This is a genomic window from Aliikangiella aequoris, assembly GCF_053709105.1.
On sequence record NZ_CM132298.1, the window covers coordinates 832,228 to 850,895 of the forward strand.

Genomic DNA, 18,668 nt, shown 5'->3' on the forward strand with positions numbered 1-18,668 from the left:
TAATTGCTTAGGGGCTAAATTTAGCGTGCTCTTTTGAGCGCGTTTTTGTTAAAGTCTGCTTCGTCTAAACCTTGTTTAAATTGGTAGTCTTTCCAGGTGAGTAGGGTGCTTTTACCCGACTGATGGTTAACCATAGACAGTTTTGAAGCGCGCCAGTGTTTGTTGTTATACAAATTATAATCACTAAAAGTTAAAGTTTTTAACAGGCTATTTTTACGGTCGTAAAAATCCGTACGTAATGTTCGATATTCTTGCTGATCGATCCAAACGACTCTTTTACTATAACCAGAGTACTTGTCTTTTGGGTACTGCTCAATGACCCAAGTATTTAGACCGTTGAGGGTTTCGGTACGCAGAAATTTGTAATCATATTTTTCTACTTCAAATGAAGTTAAATCTTCAAAAGAAAACTCACTGCCCATAAAAGAGCCAGACTTATTTCGAGAGGATATTCTTTTAACTCGTTTTAATGCAGGTAAATAAAGCCATTGTTCGTCGTCTGTATTAGGGTGCGAAAAACTTAAAAAAGCGGTTCCTTTAACATCGTTAGGCGAGTCAAAAATGGTCAGGCTTTTATCGCCATCGTTTTGTTGTTCTAAGGATTTGATGCTCATTTTTCTAACCGATGTCTCGCCATGTTGGTTTTTTAGCACCATCTCCATTTCAGCTTGGCTATCTTGCCAACCAAGATCTCGCTGCTTGGCTTGCAGTGAGATAGCTCTGCCTTTTTGTGCCGGGTCTTCTTCGGCAGTAGCAACAGAAGTGAGACTAATACATAAAATGCCTAATAAAGAAAATTTTAACAATTTCATAAAAGCTCCATACGCTTTAATTCTAAAAAATGTAGTTGTGCAAATTTAAAATCTGCACAGTGAAATTAAGTTTGTTGAGTCGATTTCTCTTCTAGTTGGCCCGACATGGTAGCTTGACTTTTAATATCGGCCTTTCGATCTTTCTTGCTTTTTAGCAGCATAAGTAGCGGCGGTAGAAAAAGAAAATCAATAATTAATGCAATTAAAATAGTGATTGCAGTGAGTAGCCCCATATCTGCATTAACTTTGAAACTTGAGGTTGCCATAACACCAAACCCAGCGACCAATACGACGGTGGTAATTGATAAGGCTTTGCCCACGCTGTTAAAACTATAGCGAACTGCCTCTTCAGAACTCAAATTATTCTCGCGTCGCGCTCTAATATATTTGCTGAGAAAATGTACCGTGTCGTCAACAATAATACCTAAAGTTACACCCATAACGACCGATAAGCCGAGTCCAACTTCGCCATATAACATTCCCCATAAGCCAAAGCCTACAGCCGCTGGTGTTAAATTAGGGAGTAAACTAATTAAGCCAAATTTTACTGAACGTAGCGCGATTCCTAATAAAATAGAAATCAAAATTAGTGCAATAGACGAGCCCTTTAACATACCAACAATATTTGTTGCGCCAATGTGAGCAAACATAAGTGAGGGACTTGCTAAGGTCAATCCATAGTCGACGTTCTGTTGTTCGAAATGGTTAAGCACTCTTTTTTCTAGCGCTAGAGTTTCATTCGAAGTTAAGTTTCTAAAAGTTGCAATAACTCGAGTAGAAGACTTGTCAACATTGAGCTGATTATTAACGTCTAATCCTTGTGGTAACGACAATTCATACATGAGTAGATATTGCGCCGCTAATTCTTGCTTGTCTGGCAATTTATACCATTCAGGAGAGTCACCGTGCATATTTTTATTTAATCGCTTTAGCGTATCCGTAATCGTATTTACATGATCGGTTTCTGGTTGTTTTCTTAACCACTGCGAAAACTCTTCAACAAAATTTAAGAACTTAGGATCGTTAACCCCACTGGTTTGTTTAGAATCAAAGGAAAGCTCTAGCGTTGTCATACCAGAGAGACGCTCTTGCATAAAGTCTGTGGCTTGCCTAAATTCAACTCGCTCGTCAAAATACTTTACAAAGTCGTCGTTCAGTTGGTTGCTAGGTACAAACGCAGCAAAAAATATGATCACTATGGTCGATACCGGAAGTAGCCATTTTCGATTGTTAATAACGAAGCTAGCGAAACGATCCATGGAATCTTTTTTATGTACTTTAATCGGCTTAATTCGAACCGGAAACGCCATTAATATTGCGGGAAATATAGTAACCGAAAAGATAAATGCTAGTGTCACACCTATGGCAACAATATTTCCTAAATCTCCAAATGGCGGAGAGTCAGAAAAGTTCATCGTTAAAAAGCCGATAGCCGTTGTTAAGCTAGTTAAAAATACTGGCTGCATGTTGACTCGCAAGCTGTCTTTAATGGCATCAACTTTGTTCATGCCGTGGCGCATATTGTAGTAGAAGGTAGATAGAATATGAACACAATCAGCGATAGCGAGTGTTAAAATAACGGTAGGTGAGCCAGCAGATGGGCCCGTCATAAATCCGCCAAACCACATCCAAATGCCGAGTGCTGTGACAATACTTGATAGAACCACTATCAATGTGCCTATGGTTCCGGTAATGCTGCGGAAAAAGGCGCCAACCGCTAGAATCACTACTAGCAACATAATTGGAATTAATGTCGCTGCGTCTTCTTGAGAGGCCTCTGGAAAGCTTGTGTTCATCATGATCATGCCAGAAAGTAAAAACTGTGTATCAGGATATTTTTCGGCAAAGCGATCTCTAATGTCTCGAACAGAGCGCGCAACTTTAGGCACTTCGGCTGATTTGTCGTTCCCCGGTAAGCGAATGGTGACATTCACTACCGCAACATCGGCTTTCTCTGATATTAGCTTTTTGACTAGTAGCGGCTCGGATAGCGCAACTTTTTTGGCACGAGCAATTGTAGTGGGGTTGAGATCTTCTGGCTCGAGTATAAGATCTTCTATAATGAGTTCATCGCCGTCAGCATAGCTGTATTGGTAATTGGTAATCGAGTCAACACGCGAGTTGTAGGTTACTTCTTTCCATGCGGTATCGGTTAACTCCCAAATGGCAGTTAGAGATTCTTGGTCAAAAATTACGCCATCTTTAGGCGCGACAATAAAAGCAACATTGTCACTCTTACTATAAATCTTTTGCAAATTTAAAAAGTCATTGAGTTGTTTATTGTCGGATTGAAAAAATGTTTTGTAGTCGCTTTTAAAAGAGTAATTCTTCATTCCATAGCCAGCCGCTACGGTTAACAGCAAAGAACCAATAATGACTAGCCAGCGGTATTTTATAATCCAGTTTGAAAACTTTTCCATAATAGATTGCTCGTTTTTGGTGACGAAATATTTATACAAAAATAAAAGGGGTTTGATTTTTCTTAAGTGCTTCTACTTCAGGTTGAAATAACTCTTCAGCTATTCGCCTGATGGTTTTGGCGTAGTCCCACTCGTGGGATAGGGGCTTCCAATTAAATCCATCTAATATTAAACGCGCGTTGGTGAATGATTCTCGCTCAAGCACCATTGGCTGTAATTTTGTTGAATTGCCTTTGCTCATAATTAATGCCATGGCTCCCCAAGCCGCTGACCACATCGCAAAAGTAACCTGCTCAAAGCACATATTGTCTGGCAGGGTTAGGTCGCCGGCTTCAATCGCTTTGCCTATTTCAATGTTCATGATGCCCATTAACTTTGCTTCACAGTCTTGGTGTTTGAAGTTGCGTGACTCAGAACTACAAGCTGCAACACTCGGGGAATGTGCTGATAGAACGGCAAATAGCTGAGACGGATGTAGCTTTGCCCATACGATATAAGAAAACATGACTGCAATAATGCGCTCTCTGCTGTTGCCTTTAAATTGGAGGGCTCTAAGAAATAAAGCTTGAACTTCTTCAACACAGGTATTACAAATTGCTAATAATAAGTCTTCTTTGCTTATAAAGTGCTTATAGATAGTACCTTTCGAAAAAGGCGAAGAAGCCACAAGTTTGTCGATGGTTAAGGTGGTTAAACAGTCGTTTTCAACCAAGCCTCGCGCAATTTCAATTAATTGCTTTTCTCTTTCGACAAATTCTTGTTCACTAATAATGCGTGGACTCATGTATTACTCGACTTTATTTATAATGACGGTTCGTCATGTGACGAATCGTCATTATAAATAAGCGCACTTAAAAATCAAGCCTTGAAGGAATTTAATCTTATTTTTTTATTGCGACTAAGTCGCGCGAATAGTCAATGGTAAAAGTTACCGCTAAACTTTGTAGCCCGCTATCTGTTATAGTGGCGGCATATTCAATTGGTGTGAGTCTACCAAGAATCAATTCTGGTAAAATAGGTAATTCTTTGAAATATAAGAAGAAGCTCAATGCTAGTTTGGGTTTCTGGTTTCGCTTGCTTAATTTATTTCTATTCCGCCGAATTCTCGTCATGTAGTTAGTTTGGTCTCTTTTAGACTAGAAAATGAGTATTTGAAGTGGGTTATTTTAGTTACGAATAGCTTAATTAAATAACGGTGTACATTTAAATCTGGAATATTTTATCCATAATGTTAGAATAATCTCAGATTTAAATACTATTTGATTTCGTCTAATTACAAAAATAGACGTTTAATAGCTAAAGGCGTAGTTAAAGCATTTAGTTCATTATTAAAGGGATGATTTTATGGCTTTGAGAGAAGTCGATTTAACGTTAGTTAGACGAAGCGGAGAACACTTTAAGAAAATTCTTAAAGAGACATTTGAACATATTCCTCGTTCGGCGCAATCAATCGCAGGAATGGCACGATGGACTGGTATTAATAAATCAAGTTGTCAGCGATTAGTACAAGCGGTGACAAAAACAACCGGCGGGTTAGATGTCATTGTTACTTTGCCTGGGCCTAGTGCTTTAGAGCAGTTTAATACTAAATTTAAGAAGCTTATCGACAACCAAGACTGCTTAGATAATTTCCAACAATTAATTGTTGAATATCAAAATTTAATTTTTGAATTTGCCACAAGTCAATCTGAGCTAAAAAAGCTACTCATTCATTCGCAAGCGCAAGGATCGGCGAATAAAGATGCCTACCTTAAAAAACAGCGCAAACAAGCCTACCAAACCAACCGAGAAATTACTGGTGAATCCGTTGATCTTTATATAGGACTTCACTTTATTCGAACCAATGCCGACGATCCTAATTATATTGATGAAATCGTAGTGGCAAATCGAATGGGAGTTGATTTAGCTAAAAATGCGCGACCTTTTGTGCAAGCATTCGGCGGTAACCAAAATGAAGTTCGCGTGGATAAACCTTTTTTACTTACTTCAGAAAATATCTCATCGGATTATTTTGGCAACAATAAAGATTTTTTAATGGCGGATTTTTCTACGCCAGGTGTAGAGCGCTGCTTTGCCGGGATAGGCTCACTAGGCAATAACTTGATATATAATCATTCGTTGCCGCCTATTGATGGAAATAAATTTGATATAACGATTGCTTACGGCGAGAAAAAAGCACAGCGTAATCCAGCATCTTCTGATCATAAAGTGTTATGCCAAAGTTTAATGCAGCGTAGTCCTGCTAAAAGAATTATTTTATTAACTTTAATTGAAAAACAACTCGATAAAGTGTGTCACTTGCATGCAGGATGCTACCCATCTAGCATGAAAGCGCAAGAGGCGGCTAATAACCCAGAAGAGCTATGGAGTGATCGTATTTTAGATGCTCCCGAAGTTAAGCTGTTTAATCCAGAAGTTGAGCGAATGGATGTTAAGTGTGGGTTAAGTCACTTTGACGGGCTAATTGAACATTCAGTGGCCTTAATTGGTGACGATTTGTCTCGTTACCTAGGTTACTATTTAGATGTTGAATACCCGCTATGGTTAACTAGTCAGCGTTTTTATTTTGATTTTTCATAAAAATTAAATTGCGATAAATATTTACCAAAGGAATTGATAAATGATTAAGATCGCTAGTAGAGAAAGCATACTTGAAATAAACCATTTAAAGAATATTTTTGAAAACAATGGAATTGACTGCTTTATTAAAAATGTTCCCACTCAAAGTCTCATAGGTGAAATTGCAGCGACGGCTTGGCCTGAAGTTTGGATTTACGATATTGACGATTTAGATAAAGCTAATCATCTTATCAATGAGCTTACAGATGCCAGTAGCGGAAAGGTGAAAACTTGGCAATGTTTAAATTGTGAGGAAGAGAACGAAGTTCAGTTTAAAGTTTGTTGGCAATGTAATAAGCCTAGTAATTAAAGTTGACAGATTGATGAAGTGTTGCTGAATATAAAAAACTAAAAAAGGAGCCGAAGCTCCTTTTTTATGCCTGTTTTTCTATTTACGGCGTTGCTTGAATGTTTAAAGTTACGCCACTAGAAGTTCGGTAGCCACGTAAGTCGATGTGCCAAGTTCCAGCTGCGGGTGCGTTAAATGAGCAAGTTTCGCTATTACCGTTTCGATAAGGGCGACAGTCATATAAGCTAGTCGTTGATTGAGCACCATGGCGTACATATAAATCGGCGTCGCCAGAACCACCGCTAATTGTTACCGTTAAATTAGCATAGCCTGCACTTAAGTTTTCGGTGTAGTTTTTCCATTGGCCTTGCGACATGCCAATATTAGTAATGGTTCTATCAATTGGCGGGTTGGTATTTCCACCACCTTCCGTATAGCTTCCGGTTAAAGTGACATTACTAAAACTAGTGTAAGCCTTTAGTCTGACATAATAAGTTCCACCGGTCGCAGAGCCAGAACAGGTTTCATTATTGCCGTTTCTATAAGGGCGACAATCATAGCTTGAGTCAGTTGGTGTGCTGGCAAATTTCACATATAAATCTGCATCACCAGATCCACCTGTAATACTAAACTGAATGTCAGTCGCTCCCGTTGGTACTTCCATTGTAAATACAATGTCTTGGCCGGTAGAAGCACCTAAACCTGTTTTAGCGACGCCATTTTCTAACACTTGGTCATTTGGTGGAGGAGGAGGTGGGTTTGAGCCAGTGCCTCCTTTGGCTAGCTCGGCCAAATAAGTCACCGCTAATTTTACAAAGTTGAACGAGTGATTTGCATCATAAGTTGAGTCATTTGAGGTGTGAATTCTAGGGTTAATATCACCCATATTTGACTCAAATGGCATTGAAGCGGCGAACCCTTGATTATGCCAAGACGCATGATCAGAACAGCCATAACCACACTGGTCATAGCCGTAACTAATTCCTGGGTGGTAGGTATCTAATAAGTTTGCCAGAAATTGGTTTTGAGCACTGTTGGTGTAGTCAGTCATAAAAACAATGTCACGATTGCTAGTACCTTTAAAGCCACTCATATCGAACTGAACAACTCCAACAACATTATCACCGTTACTTTTGGCTTGTTGGGCAATGGCTTTTGAGCCTCTTAAGCCGACTTCTTCAGCCGCATAGCCCATTAATTTTACCGTTCTTTGTGGTTTATAGCCGCTAGCGACTAGCGCGCGTAAGGTTTCCGTTGCAATCGCAATTCCCGATGCATTGTCATCTGACCCTGGCGCTCTACCATAACTTGGATTTGAACCATTAATAGAGTCTAAATGGCCGCCTATTACAACGATTTCTTCCGGGTTGGTGGTTCCATTAATTGTGGCAATAACCGATGGTTGTGCCCAACTATGGTTATAGAGACTAACGCTAATGTCATTGCGTGAGCTAGCAATATTACTCCACTCGTTTTTAATCCAGTTGGCAGCATCAACGCCAGACTGTTGAGTATAGTAGCGGTTATTGTAGTTACTTAAAGTGTTTACTGTCGCACTCAGGTTGCTAGCATTTAGCTCATTGAGTAAGGCGTTAACGCCAGTTGAGTTGTCGATGCTATAGCTAACACTAATTGATGGCGCTAACTGCGAAGGAGTGAGCGCAAATGTTTGAGCCTCGGAATAACTTTCATGAAAGATAAAGCCTGCACAGCGATTAAATTCTTCGTGCATTAATTCACTTAATGAGTCTATTTGTGAAGCGGGAATACTCGCCGTTGCGACCGTGCCGCTATTAGAGTTGTAAAGATTCACTTGATTTAAACTAATTTGAGAATGGTATTTCTCATTGATCAAGTTGACTGCATCTGTGCCAATTGAAATCCAAACTCGTTTTTCACTTGTGAGTTGAACTGAATCGGAAAGTGCTTCATTTGATTGTCCGTTGACAGTGTTTGCTAACACTACTGCGCCAAGGGCAAGCAAGGGAACAGTTATTTTAAACATAATAGTACCTCTGCCTGATGGCATTGCTGTTAAATTAATAGTTTGTTGAAAATAAAAGAGGAGCAGAAAGCCCCTCTTTATTAAACGGCTATAATGCTATGGATTAGCCGTCAGTCTTAGAGTAACGCCTGAAGCTGTAGAATAACCGCGAATATCTAAGTACCAAGTACCTGAAGCCGGGTTATTAAAGTTACAAGTTTCATTGTTACCATTTTTATATGGACGGCAGTCATATGCGCTAGTTGTCGATTGCGCGCCATGACGAACATATAAATCTGCATCACCTGAACCGCCAGAAATACTAACAGTTAAAGTTGAATATCCTGCTGGCATTACATAGGTGTAGCGTGCCCACTGACCAGATGCAACCGAGATATTGCTTTGGCTAACATCAATTGGGTCGTTACCACTTGTAGGTGCCGTATAGCTACCAGTTAAGCTTACGTTAGCAAAGCTGCTATAAGCTTTAATTCGCACATAATAAATGCCACCGGTTGAAGAACCTGTACAAGATTCTGAGTTGCCATTTTTGTATGGACGGCAATCATAGCTTGAGTCGGTTGGTGCGCTTCCAAACTTAACATATAAATCTGCATCGCCGCTGCCGCCGCTCATTACAAAATTAATGTTAGTTGCACCAGCTGGTACGTCCATAGTAAAGGTAATGTCTTGACCAGTACTCGCACTTAAACCTGTTTTAGCAACACCGTTTTCAAGTTCTGAACCACCTGTAGGCGGAGGAGTTGTTCCTGGGCAAGTACCTACACCTACCGCACACCATGCAGTTTCAACCGCGGCTTTTTCTGTTGCACCATATAAATCTAATGCTGCTTGAGCCGTTCCGGTTCTTGCTCCGCTAAAGTTTGTGCTTTGGTTAAAGTAGGTGGTTAAAGCACGATAAAAGATTTTTTCAGCTTTCGCCATACCAATTCCTGGTACGTTAACGGTTGTTTTATTACGTGGGTGAGTACCACCATCAACAACTAATACATAAGCTAAGTTCGCAATACCAGAGTTCCAGTGAACTCCACCATTATCTTGTGTGCCAACATAGCGCTCAGGATAGTAGTCTTTAGAGCTACCATCTTGCGTTGGGTTGTTCATATAGCGCAATGCGTCGCCAGGTGTGCCAGGCGTATAAGCACCGTCACCTAATTTCCAAGATGATGTTGTGGTTCCGTTTTTGTAAGCTTCAGCAGAAAGCCCCATTATGTCTGACCAAGCTTCGTTTAAAGCTCCCGACTCATTCTGGTAAACCAAGTTAGCGGTATAGGAAGTTACACCGTGGGTTAATTCGTGGCCAATGATGTCAAAATCATTTGTTAAATCTATAAATGTCGTTCCGTCGCCGTCACCATACATCATTTGATTTTGGTACCATACTGCGTTATTCCAATTGCTACCAGTATGTACGCTAGAAATCATGTTCATGCCAGAACCGTTTATGCCGTCGCGACCATGGCGATCTTGATAATAATCATAAACAATTGAAGCGCCAGTGTGAGCGCGTTGTGCTGAAGCATCTGAACAAGACTGGCCAGTTGAGCAAACTAATGTTCCTGGACGAGTTCCTGAACTATAAGGCGCGTTCTTCATGTCGTATGTGTTGTAAACTTTTGCGCGGTGAACTAAAGGATGGCGTGCAAGTTCTTCACTGCTGTTCGCGTCGAAGAACACTACGTCATGTTCAAAACCGTTAGTACCGTCGTATTTAACATCAATCTTCCAAGCGAGTTTGGTTTCTCCAGTCTCAGGAATGAAAACATAGGCTAACTCTGGTTTACCTTCTATTTTACCTATCATTTGGGCTGCTTGGATTGCCATGTTACCGCCATCATTATTAGCGACTAACATGCCTGCGATTGCTGGGTTTGAATCAACTGCTAGCGAACCTGAAATCGCGTAAATGCTGCCATTTGCGTTGGCGCTAGTCAGTGAGTTTGAAGTTGTATCGGCATGCAGAATCATGCTGGTGCCATAAACTTTGATACCATTAATGGTTTGGTCAAAATGCACATGCGTTTTACCTAGAGAGTCTACCCACTCTCGCTTTACTTGAAAGTCTTCGCTTCCAGTAAATCCATAACTGGTTTGTGCAGACAAAATGTTTTTTAGTGCTTGTGCGGCATTTTTTGTGGTCATAGAGCCTAAGTTGCCAGTAACAAAACTAGGCGAGCCATTACTGTTTTGGTTTTTGATAGTCATGGCGGATGAGTTGGTATTGGCAGAAAGTGTTGTGGCTGCAAATGACGCACCGACAACCAGCGCCAACGTCTTGAGCTTTAAGTTGTTTTTCATATTTTTCTCCAGAAGAGATTAATTATTATTGTACCCAAGCTAGTTAGACTTGGGGGAGTGTTTAAAAAAGGTGAGATTCCCTGCAAACCCTTTAAGAGCCAGCTAGGATTGAATGGCTAAAATTAAACGAGAAATTAATTGAGACATTAAATACCTGAACACTGGAGTATCCAAAGGCGCTATCAGCTGATGTTGTTGGGCTCTGTTTCAAGGGTGTTGTTAAACCAAGAATTAACAGGCTACTTTCTTATAACAGTTAGCTTTAAATGCATCTGAGATACGATTCTGATACTAACAGCATGTTTAAATAATAAGCAAATTATTTATCAGTTTATATCTCTAAAATTAAGGGTAAATATTACCAATTTAGTTAAAAGCTGCGCTAACAGGCTGTTTTAACAGGCAATAGAAGGCTGCTCCGACCTGAAAAGATGCGCCTTGTGGTGACTAGTAGTGTTAAAGATACTGAGTGGTGGTTCTTGCCGTTACATAAAAAACGCCGTGGCCAGTCCAAGAAATGCAAAAAAGCCGACCATATCTGTCACTGTGGTTAATACCACACCGCCGGAAAGCGCAGGGTCGATATTCATACGTGTCATAATGATAGGAAGGGCTGCTCCCGCTAAAGCGCCGGCAATTAAATTAACAATCATGGCTCCAGCAATTGTTACGCCTAAATAAAATGAGTGCGGCGACTGCTGCATATAGTTAAACCACAGAAAAACACTTAAGCCCACCACCAGCGCCCATAGAAAACCATTGATTACAGATACGCCAAGCTCTTTCATCATTAACCAGCGAAAGTTGCTATTGCTGATTCTGCCAGTACTTAAGCCTCTAATTACCAAAGTTAAAGATTGAGTTCCAGCAATGCCTCCCATGCTAGGTACAATAGGTTGTAAAATGGCTAAAGCGGTGACTGCGGCAATGGTTTCTTCAAAAATACCAATAACCGAAGCGGCCACCATAACGGTAATTAGATTAATACCTAGCCATACGGCACGTCGCTTTGCGCTAGTCACAACCGGTGCAAAAGTATCGTCATTCTCACCCAGACCGGCCATACTCATTAAAGAGTGATCGGCATCTTCTATTATTACGTCTACCACATCATCAATAGTGATTCGACCGACTAGCTGACCCTCTTCATTAACCACCGGTGCAGAAATTAAGTCGCGGCGCTCAAACAGTTTGGCAACGTCACTGTCTTGCAAGCTGAGTGGAATTGCTTGAACTTCTTGCTCTAATATTTCATCGACAGTTTGTTCTGGTTGGCTGGTTACCAAGCCCGATATGGTCACTGCACCAATAAATTTATCTTCTGAGTCAACAACATAAATACTATCAGTAGAGCGGGGTAGTTCGCCTTTCATACGCAAGTAACGTAGTACGACTTCTATAGTAACCAAAGGTCTAACGGTTACTACGTCGGTGTTCATTAATCCGCCAGCACTATCTTCTGGGTAGCTCATGGCGTGTTCAATGCGGTGACGATCTTGTACCCGCATTGATGCGAGCACTTCTTGAACGATTTTGTCGGGTAGGTTGCCTAAAATGTCAGCTTGGTCATCAATTTCTAAGTCTTTGGTCGCCGCTGCTAGTTCTGCAGGTTCCATTTGGATGGCGTAATCATTTCTAATTTCGTTGTCTAGAAATTGTAAAACTTGACCTTCGCGCTCAGTGTTAATTAAGCGCCATAAAATATCCCTTTCTTTGGGAGGCGTAGACTCTAAAAAATGCGCTACGTCAGCCGCAGGCAACGCGTTAAGCATTTTACGTACTTTAACAAACTTGCCGTCTTGTAGTGCCGTATTTAGGCGCTCTAAGTGCTCGTTGCTGTACTCGTTTTCTAAACTTTCGACTGCTGACATAAGCTCGCAAATAGTTAAAAAGCTACAAATAGCTTGATGAAAGGGGAATCTTTAGTGAAATTATCACAACTTATTGAAAAACTGTCCAATTTTAATTGAAGTCAAATTAAATAGGCTTTCTATTAGTATAGTAAATCCATCCCCAAACGAATTATTTATGTTTATAATACAGACCAATTGGGGCATTTTTCGGCCATGACCAGTTGTTGGTTTTTTTACTAATATTTCATTGAGGAAAATAAGCATGCCATCATTAGATGTTGTCTCGGAAGTTGACTTTCACGAGCTTGCCAATGCGGTGGACCAAGCCAACCGTGAAATAAGCACTCGTTTTGATTTAAAAAACACCTCTGCAAAATTTGAGCTTAAAGATACTCAAGTAAAAGTTATTGCCGATGGCAAAATGCATGTAAAGCAGTTAGTCGATATGCTTAGAGTAAAATTGATCAAACGAGGCATCGATCCGCAATGTATGGAAATTGGTGACATTAAGGCGAATGGTAAATTAGTTTATCAAGAGGTTGTCATTCGTGAAGGCATTGAGCAATCGCTAGCTAAAAAAATAAGTAAACTAATTAAAGACTCAAAGCTCAAAGTACAAGCCAGTATTCAAGGTGACAAATTAAGAGTAACTGGCAAAAAGCGTGATGACTTACAAGCAGTAATGCGGTTAATTAAAGAGTCTGAGCTAGAATGGCCGATGCAGTTTAATAACTTTAGAGATTAGTTTTGGTGCCAGCGCTAGAAAAGACTCGCATGCTTTTGTATTAAAGATTAATTAAAGGGCTTTGAATTAACAGAAAGCTTTGTTTAGACTCATTTTTTGCTTTAGACAGTGCATAGTTTGCATCTTGTACTAAGTGAGAAACAGATAAATGTTGCTCGTCGTTATAAATAACACTGCCAATTCTAGCGTCTACGTAGAGATCAATTTCTTCATTGATTGGTTGTTGAATGCTAATTAGCTCGTTGTGAATTCTGTCGATGCAAGCTTCTGCATTTTTTTGGCTTTTCACTGTAGTCGCAATACAAAACTGCTCATCACTAAATCGACAGATTAAATCATAGGGCCTAAGTACTTTGGTCAGTGAGCTACTAACAGTCATTAACAAGTGGTTACCTAAGCTATAGCTAAAGTTGGCGGAAAGTTTTTTTGCTTGCTGTATTTCTATGACTGAAATAAGTAAAGTTAAATCACCTCTTCGGCTACGGTGCATTTCTTCTGATAGTCGCTGAAAAAATGCAGGCCGTAACAGAGTGCCTGTTAAATGGTCAAATGTTGAGCCTTTAAAAAAGGTCCAATATTTATGTGTCATAGTCAGTAAAATAGTGATTCCAAGTAATACAGAGAAAAAAGGTGTGAGCTTTTTGTTAATTGTAAGATCAATTCCAAATAAAATATTGGCATGCATTAACGCATCATAAACAATACTTAGCCAGCCTAAAAAGAAGCTAATACCAATAACAATGGCATATTTTCTCTGCTTATGGATAGAGATAACAAACGCACTACCGGCTATAACAAATGACATTAACGCACTAAATAAATAGCTAAACTCTGCTAGCTGTCGTATGTGAATGGCATAGGGCCAAATGATTAACGTAACGCTGGTTAACCCCAACGCACATAAGCCCACAATATAAACTTTTCTAAGCTCTAGTTCGAAAAAGGAAAACAAGAACAAACACGCAGAAACTAGGGAAAAATTCAGCATAAAAAATTCTAATTTGAAGGTTGAGTTTAAGTCCAAGCCAAATTGAATAGGTAGCTGCGAGCGAGCTATAGTCACAAGAGAAAAACCAACTAAAAAGCAGAAACAGTAAGCCGTCTCTAAATTGCCTTTTACAATGATAAAGTAGAAAGCAGGAAATATAGTCAGTAATAGCAGTATACTGGCGACGATTAAATAAAACCTATCTTGAATATAGAGCTGCTTTTGCATTGCTGAAAAATGATCAATCACCGGTGAAAACTGAGTTAAACTGACACTGTTCCTTGCGCTAAAGGTGTGGATTTCTATTCGATTAAATTGATTGAACTTTATTAGTCCATGAGGGATTAGGTAGAGGCGCGGTTGGCGATAACCGGTTTCGTATTTAGGCAAAAATTGACCTGTGCGACCAATCAGCTCTCCGTTGACATAAGCTGCGTCAGTATCATCAAGTTGCTGAATGAGTAAGCCTAAAGAGGCTCCCTTTAATTGGCTGCTTGGAATAAATTCTTTTTGATAAATCTGCAGTTTGGCTTTTCTAACCAGCTCACTTTTAGGTAAAGGTAAGTCTTGTTTGGCACACTCTTGTTCGCTGGTTTCAAAATAAAAACAGACTTGCCAGTTTTTAGCTAACGTTGCGGGAAGTTGATCGATGAGTTGAGCCGCTGAACTCTTGTTCGCGACAGCAATAAGGCAAACAAACAATTTCAAAAGCACTAACTGCTTTTTCATCAGCTAACTCTAACTATATAAAGTAAACTACAAAATATCATAACGGCCTTTATGCAATCATCTGATCTTGAGTGTCCGCCGATTGGCTTTCGTCTTCACTATCCGCTGGCGGGAATATGCCAATGAAAGATGTATAGTTTGACGCCATAAAAACAGACATCATCACTAAATAACACCCAATCATTACAGGAAGCGCAATAAACATGCTAATGGAAGCGACTATGTTAACAATAAGCATTAACCCAGCTACCATTAAAAAGCCACCGATACCATAAACTAAAAAGGGGACAATATTCATATAACAAGCTTTAAAACTAAGCTTAAACGCACTAGTTGCCTTTAATCCACGTAAAATCACAAGGGCTGGAGCAAACCAATAGGCCATTAGCACAGGAACAATTAACGCCATCGCAACTAAAGCCGGTAAAGCAATATTGTTGATAAGTTGTTCGGGACTTAAAGCTTTTATTGCTTCTGGATTTTGAAAATCAATACTGCTATAGCCAAGTAATTCGGGTAATGTGAAGCTGAAAACCAGCACCAAAGAAACACTTAGAGAATAGATTAAGCCAACAATAGCCAACTGATTAAGGTTTAAGCTAAAGCCTTTAAATAGATTGTCAAACTTAAACTCTCCATTACGTCTTATTTGCTCACAGGAATACATAAACCCCGCACTAATAATGGGCGCAATTATATTTAAGAGCAGATTAACACCCGGTATAAAAGCTAGCACAACAAAGCCAAAAACCAGTAGCATCATGGCGCCAAACCAAGCTCCAGGCGTTGCTAAAAAGTATTCTGCGCCTTTAACAAGCCATTGCCAGCCATCACTCGCTTGAACTTTACGAGGCTCTAATTTAACTTCATTGGGCGGAGTGAGGTTCGCGCTAGGGCTTTCATAATGGTTATCTGACACTTATGTCTCCTAGAATTGTATGGACATGAATAATGCGCTATTGCAGTTAGCCACACTATAATCAAATCGCATTCTCGCAACAAGCAATGAACACAGTTTATTTGCTGCTATGCAAGCCGGTGGCGGTTGAATAAATGGGCTATGAAAAACAAACGGACTGGTATTTTTACGTGGAAAATGGCGTGATTTTGCGACAAAATTGAGTAAAGTCATATTCTTTTACAAAAATTTAACTCTAATCTGCTCATTTTTAGTTAAAAGCTAAAGGTTGCCTTATTTGCTCACTGGCCAGTGGGAATTCACAATGTTATTCTTTGCAGCAATTTATTGCTTGGCTGTGAAAAGCTTTTAATCAAGCGCATGACGATTAATGTCTTGTAACAGGCTAGCTTGAATTCAGGCTCAATGTTTAACCTAAGCCAATAAATGATAAAAATAACGAAGTATTCACTGTCGGTAACAAACTATACACCCTAGTTGAGAAATAAATGATGAAATTAAGCGTATCGAGCAAACTACTGTTTACCTATATAAGTATTAGCTTATTTTTACCGAGCCAATGGCTCAGTGCTGCTAATGATAATCAGGCATTAAGTAATAATCTTAGTTTAAAACAAATTATGGCTGATCCTGACTGGATGGGAGCTTCGCCGCAGGATTTCGCTTGGTCGAGAGATGGGCAGGCAGTGCTTTATACTCAAAAAGCCATGGGGCATGGGCATAAACGCCAAATGATAATTGAGTTAAGTCAATCAGCGGTAAAACCTGTGTCATCAGAAGACCGGCTTTGGTTTGAGGCCCAATCGGCCAACCTTAATCAAGCAAAAACTCAAGGGGTTTTTACTTATCAAGGTGATCTTTACTGGGTAGACTTTGCCAGCAAACAAGTTAAAGGATTAATTCAAGACAATAAAACACAGTCTAATGCTCAGTTTGTTAACGAAAATCAAGTGAGCTTTTTAGAAGGACATAGCATTTTTATTTACAACTTAAATAATGGCTCAATCAATCAAGTCGCAGAGTTTAAGTTGTCGCAAGATCCTGAGCGCGAAAAAGAACAATCTTACTTAGAACAATCTCAACCAAGACTGATTGAATATATTAATAAAACCACACAAGAAAAAGAATTTCAAAAGCAACGCAAACGCGACATTTTAGAACGCACAACTAAAACTTGGTACTTAGGCAAAAATGTATCAATAAAAACCTTTAGATTGTCACCTAATGCACAATGGTTAATTTTAGGCACTACGCCCAAGTCTCGCTCGGGCAAAAGCGATCATATGCCAGAGTTTGTTACCGCAGACGGTTACGTTAACGATCGCAAAGTACGCCCTTTGGTCGGCACATCTGAGCCAACCCAGGAAACCTTTTATTTGTTTGACCTTAAAGCGCACAAAAAGCACGCTCTAAAAACTAGCAAACTGCCGGGGATTAGCGATGATCCTTTAGCAAAAATTAAAAAAATGACCGCTAAGCGAACCAAGCAGAAATTTGTAGAAAATGAATCACCACGCGCGGTTTATGCCCATAATTGGACTGCTAATGGTGGAGTAGAGTGGACTAAAGATAGTACTAAAGCCGCTTTAATTTTGTATTCTTATGATAACAAAGACCGCTGGATTGTTGGGATCGATGTGGGTAAGCCTGAATTAAAAACACTGCATTGGATGTCTGATGAAGCTTGGATTAATGATTGGACCTTCAATCAATTTGGCTGGTTGCCAGATAACAATACCCTTTATTACTTATCAGAAGAAGATGGTTATTCGCATCTTTATATAAAAACCGGCAAGCGCAGACCTCGCCAGTTAACAGAAGGTAGTTACGAAGTTAGTGATGTCACTGTGTCAGCAGATGGTAACCATTTTTACTTTAAAGCAAACAAAAAGCACCCAGGAATTTATGAAATTTATCAAGTCGCTAAAAAGGGCGGTCAGGTTAAAGCTTTAACCAATTTAGGCGGTGTTAACGATTACGTGCTTTCGCCAGACGAGCAAAGCTTACTGATTCGTCATTCAACAACTACTAAAATGCCAGAACTATTACACGCAACTTTAGATTCTAGTGTTTCGCCAAAACAGTTAACTTCAACGGCTAGCAGTGAGTTTAAGTCGATTGATTGGCAAGCCCCAGAAATTGTTGCTGTGCCTTCAAGTCATGTGAATAAGCCTATTTATTCGCGTTACTACGCCGCGCGCAGCGCAGCAAAGACCTCGGCGGAAGGTAAAAAGCCAGCGGTCATGTTCGTTCATGGGGCTGGTTATCTACAAAATAGTCACCAAGGCTGGTCTGGCTATTTTAGAGAGTTTATGTTTCACAATATGCTTACTCAAATGGGATATGTGGTATTAGACATGGACTACCGTGCGTCTAAAGGCTACGGCAGAGATTGGCGCACTGCTATTTACCGCCAAATGGGTACGCCAGAGCTTCAAGACATGCAAGACGGCGTTAAGTGGCTAGTTGAGAATGCTAATGTTGATCCTAAAAGAGTCGGTGTTTATGGTGGTTCATACGGCGGATTTATGACTTTTATGGCGCTTTTTAAATCGCCAGAAACCTTTGCCGCGGGAGCTTCGCTGAGACCTGTAACTGATTGGGCACATTATAATCATGGCTATACTTCAAATATTCTTAACACACCTGAAGTTGACCCTATTGCCTATGAAAGAAGCTCGCCAATTGAGTTTGCTGAAGGATTAAATAAGCCCCTTCTGATTTGTCACGGCATGGTAGATGACAACGTATTTTTTAAAGATACGGTGAGACTGGTACAGCGCTTAATAGAGTTAGAGAAAACCGAGTACTTTGAAACTGCAATTTATCCAGTTGAGCCTCATGGCTTTGTCCAGCCTTCAAGTTGGTTAGATGAATACACGCGTATCTTTAATTTATTTGAAGAACATCTTAACCCTTAAGCTTCAAGCCTAAAAAAACCAGCCTGAGCTGGTTTTTTTAGGTCTATTCAAACGGTTTGATTGACGGGCA

At 40.0% G+C, this 18,668-nt stretch carries 12 protein-coding genes; 4 read left to right on the top strand and 8 right to left on the bottom strand.

Features of this window, described 5'->3' with window-relative positions:
* Positions 1-20: 20 nt before the first annotated feature.
* The 3 genes from ACUR5C_RS03720 to ACUR5C_RS03730 all read right to left on the bottom strand — a co-directional run bounded on the left by ACUR5C_RS03720 (position 21) and on the right by ACUR5C_RS03730 (position 4,016).
* Complete coding sequence (locus ACUR5C_RS03720) at positions 21-812, bottom strand: outer membrane lipoprotein-sorting protein (protein ID WP_454467012.1); 792 nt, start codon at positions 810-812, stop codon at positions 21-23.
* 65 nt (positions 813-877) lie between these two features.
* On the bottom strand, positions 878-3,232 hold the full coding sequence (locus tag ACUR5C_RS03725) for an efflux RND transporter permease subunit (RefSeq protein ID WP_454467013.1): 2,355 nt from the start codon (positions 3,230-3,232) through the stop codon (positions 878-880).
* Between the two features lie 31 nt (positions 3,233-3,263).
* Positions 3,264-4,016: a TetR/AcrR family transcriptional regulator gene (locus ACUR5C_RS03730; protein ID WP_454467014.1), complete on the bottom strand. Its 753-nt coding sequence runs from the start codon at positions 4,014-4,016 to the stop codon at positions 3,264-3,266.
* 560 nt (positions 4,017-4,576) lie between these two features.
* Here ACUR5C_RS03730 and ACUR5C_RS03735 point away from each other — a divergent pair.
* Entirely contained in the window at positions 4,577-5,812 is a 1,236-nt protein-coding gene (locus ACUR5C_RS03735; RefSeq protein WP_454467015.1) for a hypothetical protein, read from the top strand.
* Between the two features lie 40 nt (positions 5,813-5,852).
* Positions 5,853-6,161 carry a putative signal transducing protein gene (locus tag ACUR5C_RS03740; RefSeq protein ID WP_454467016.1) on the top strand — a complete coding sequence of 103 codons (309 nt, stop codon included), beginning with the start codon at positions 5,853-5,855 and terminating at the stop codon, positions 6,159-6,161.
* A gap of 82 nt (positions 6,162-6,243) precedes the next feature.
* On the opposite strand, the gene ACUR5C_RS03745 is transcribed toward ACUR5C_RS03740, so the two are convergent.
* The 3 genes from ACUR5C_RS03745 to mgtE all read right to left on the bottom strand — a co-directional run bounded on the left by ACUR5C_RS03745 (position 6,244) and on the right by mgtE (position 12,314).
* Complete coding sequence (locus ACUR5C_RS03745) at positions 6,244-8,145, bottom strand: M20/M25/M40 family metallo-hydrolase (protein WP_454467017.1); 1,902 nt, start codon at positions 8,143-8,145, stop codon at positions 6,244-6,246.
* Positions 8,146-8,241: 96 nt separating this feature from the next.
* On the bottom strand, positions 8,242-10,443 hold the full coding sequence (locus tag ACUR5C_RS03750) for a M4 family metallopeptidase (protein WP_454467018.1): 2,202 nt from the start codon (positions 10,441-10,443) through the stop codon (positions 8,242-8,244).
* Between the two features lie 485 nt (positions 10,444-10,928).
* Positions 10,929-12,314, bottom strand: a complete 1,386-nt coding sequence (gene mgtE, locus ACUR5C_RS03755) for a magnesium transporter (RefSeq protein WP_454467019.1) — start codon at positions 12,312-12,314, stop codon at positions 10,929-10,931.
* A 244-nt stretch (positions 12,315-12,558) separates the two neighbouring features.
* On the opposite strand from mgtE, the gene ACUR5C_RS03760 reads away from it, so the two are divergent.
* Positions 12,559-13,041, top strand: a complete 483-nt coding sequence (locus ACUR5C_RS03760) for a YajQ family cyclic di-GMP-binding protein (protein ID WP_454467020.1) — start codon at positions 12,559-12,561, stop codon at positions 13,039-13,041.
* Positions 13,042-13,081: 40 nt separating this feature from the next.
* Here ACUR5C_RS03760 and ACUR5C_RS03765 read toward each other — a convergent pair whose 3' ends face one another.
* Positions 13,082-14,758 carry a GGDEF domain-containing protein gene (locus ACUR5C_RS03765; RefSeq protein WP_454467021.1) on the bottom strand — a complete coding sequence of 559 codons (1,677 nt, stop codon included), beginning with the start codon at positions 14,756-14,758 and terminating at the stop codon, positions 13,082-13,084.
* Positions 14,759-14,807: 49 nt separating this feature from the next.
* Positions 14,808-15,677 (bottom strand): BPSS1780 family membrane protein, encoded by an 870-nt coding sequence (locus ACUR5C_RS03770; protein ID WP_454467022.1) that lies wholly within the window; start codon positions 15,675-15,677, stop codon positions 14,808-14,810.
* A gap of 488 nt (positions 15,678-16,165) precedes the next feature.
* Between ACUR5C_RS03770 and ACUR5C_RS03775 the strand changes: the two genes are divergently transcribed.
* A complete protein-coding gene (locus tag ACUR5C_RS03775; protein ID WP_454467023.1) occupies positions 16,166-18,598 on the top strand; it encodes a S9 family peptidase in 2,433 nt (810 codons plus the stop codon).
* Positions 18,599-18,668 lie beyond the last annotated feature (70 nt).